We start from the raw sequence: 2,511 nt of genomic DNA on the forward strand, positions 1-2,511 counted from the left end.
CCCGCGCTGCCGTTGCGCGAGGCGCGCGAGCGCCTCAATGACCGGCGCCGACCACCGCGCCGCGTTCGCGCCTTCGCGTAAGCACATCGCCCACTCCCATCACGATCACACACACCACCATCAGCACCAGCGACAGGGCCGCCGCCACCGCGAAATCGGAACCGCCGTCGCCCACCTGCGCCAGCAGCATCAGCGGCAGGATGTTGAGCTGCGTGCCCACCAGCGCCAGCGCCGTGCCGTAGGTGCCCATCGCGATCGCGGCCACCATGCAGGCGTTCGACAGCACCGAGGGCGCGACCTCGGGCAGCACCGTGTCCCAGAAGGCGCGGGCGCGCGAGGCGCCGAGCGTGCGCGCGGCCTGCGCCGGGCGCGGGTCGAGGTTGGCGAACACCGGGTACAGCGACAGCGCCACGCGCGGGATCAGGTAGTAGGCATAGGCAAAGCCCAGGCCCGACACGCTGTAGATCCAGCTGCCGAGCACCGCCGGGTCGGCGCCGAGCCCGGCCATCAGCTGGGTCACGAAGCCCGCGCGGCCGAAGGCCAGGATGAAGCCGTAGGCGATCACCAGCCCCGAGAAGGCCAGCGGCAGGCCCAGCAGGGTCATCAGCCACTGGCGCCGCGCGGCCGGCTGGCGCGCGAGCTCGATCGCGATGCAGGTGCCGACCAGCGCCGACACCGCGCCCGCCGCCAGCCCGAGCGCCAGCGTGTTGCGCAGCGCGCCGAAGAACAAAGGGTTGCCCACCAGCCGGCCGAAGGCGCTGCCGCGCTCGGCGAAGGCCTCGGGCAGCAGCGCCGCCAGCGGCACTGCGAAGAACAGCGCCATGAAGGCCCAGGCGGGCCAGGCACCGAAGCGTCTCATCACGAAGCGCCTACTTCCCCAGCGCGGCCTGGGCCCAGAGCTTGTCGAGCTCGGCCTTGCGCTCCGAGGCCTTCACCACGTCGAGCGGCTTGATCTGCGGCGCGGCCGGCATCTTGGCGGCGACGTCGGCGGACAGCGGCGTGCCCGGCACCGCGGGCCGCACGAAGCCCTGTGCGAACAGCGACTGGCCGGCCTCGCTCATGATGAAGTTGAGCCACAGCTTGCCGGCGTTCGGGTTCGGGCCGTTCTTCACCAGGCTGATCGCATAGGGCGCGGCCACGCTGGCCTCCTTCGGGATCACGACCTCGACCGCGTCGCCCATGCCGTCGACGTGCTTGGCCTTGAGGCCGTCGTTCTCGTAGCTGATCCAGACCGGGATCTCGCCCTTGAGGAACTTGGCGTACGGCGTGGTGCCTTCCACGCGCAGCACGTTGCCGGCCGCATGCAGCTTGCCGAGGTAGTCGGTGCCGGGTTGCACGTTGTCGACGCCGCCGCCGTTGGCATAGGCCGCGGCGAAGGTCAGCACCTGGCCGATGCCGGTGGAGCGTGGGTCGAGGTAGACCACCGTGCTCTTGAACTCGGGCTTGAGCAGGTCGGCCCAGCCGGTGGGCACGTTCTTCACCAGCTTCTTGTTCACGAGGAACGCGATGTTGAGCGTGTGGATGGTGAACCAGCGGCCCTCGGCCTCGCGGAACACGGCCGGCAGCTTGTCGAAGTTGACGGGCTTGAACGGCGCGACCACGTCCTTCTTCGCGGCATCGACGGCCGAGGCCGCGAAGTAGTAGGCGGTGTCGGCCTGCGGGCGGCGCTTCGTTTTTTCCAGCGCGACCACGGTGGCGGCCGAGCCGATGTCGTTGTAGGTCAGCTCGATCTCGGGATAGCGCTTCTTGAAGTCGCGGAACAGCGACTTCCAGTTGGCCCATTCGGGGCCGGTGTCGAAGGAGACGCACAGGCCTTCCTTCTGCGCCTCGGCGTAGAGCGCCTTCTCGCCCGCGTAGAGCTCGGGGCCGTCGAAGGCGAAGGCGGTGCGCGCGAGCGCCAGCACGGGCAGGGCGCCGGCGGCCTGGATCAGATGTCTGCGTTGCATGGGTGACTCCTCGGGAGTAGATGATTCAGTGGTCGAGCAGGCGAAGGTGTTCGGGCGCGATCGCGATGGCGTCCGTGGCCGGCCGCGCCGATTCGGCGAGAAAGGGCCTGGCGGCGCCCGGCACCTCGAAGTCGTAGCGCGTCAGCGAGCCGAGGTAGCGCTGCGCGCCGCAGCGGCCCGCGATGCGGTTCGGCGTGCCGGGCGCGGGATCGGGCGCGATGTGCTCGGGCCGCACCAGCACGTGCAGCGCGGTGCCGGGCGCGCGCATGCCGGTGGGCGCGGCGAGCTGGGCGAAACCCAGGTCGAGCTTGTTGAGGCCCGCCACCCTGGCCGGCAGGATCGTCGAGAGCCCGACGAACTCGGCCACCGCGCGGCTCGCGGGCTGCTCGTAGATCTCGCGCGGCGTGGCGATCTGCAGCAGCCGGCCGTCCTTGAGCATCGCCACGCGGTCGGCCATGGCGAGCGCCTCTTCCTGGTCGTGCGTGACCAGCAAGGTGGTGGCGCCGAAGCGCTGCTGGATCGCGCGGATCTGGTCGCGCAGGTGGCCGCGCACGCTGGCATCGAG

3 protein-coding genes are annotated in these 2,511 nt (G+C 70.7%); all 3 read right to left on the reverse strand.

The annotated features are described in order from the left end of the window. Nucleotides 1-34: 34 nt before the first annotated feature. Nucleotides 35-859: an ABC transporter permease gene (locus AC27VN_RS38700; RefSeq protein ID WP_296788809.1), complete on the reverse strand. Its 825-nt coding sequence runs from the start codon at nucleotides 857-859 to the stop codon at nucleotides 35-37. Between the two features lie 10 nt (nucleotides 860-869). Continuing rightward, the gene (locus AC27VN_RS38705; RefSeq protein WP_296788811.1) at nucleotides 870-1,946 is read right to left on the reverse strand and encodes an extracellular solute-binding protein; all 1,077 of its coding nucleotides are present in this window, start codon (nucleotides 1,944-1,946) and stop codon (nucleotides 870-872) included. Between the two features lie 25 nt (nucleotides 1,947-1,971). Further along, a partial coding sequence (locus AC27VN_RS38710) for a TOBE domain-containing protein (RefSeq protein ID WP_490880103.1) occupies nucleotides 1,972-2,511 on the reverse strand: 540 nt, incomplete at its 5' end.

The organism is Variovorax sp. 20P10.2.4 (genome assembly GCF_058244205.1).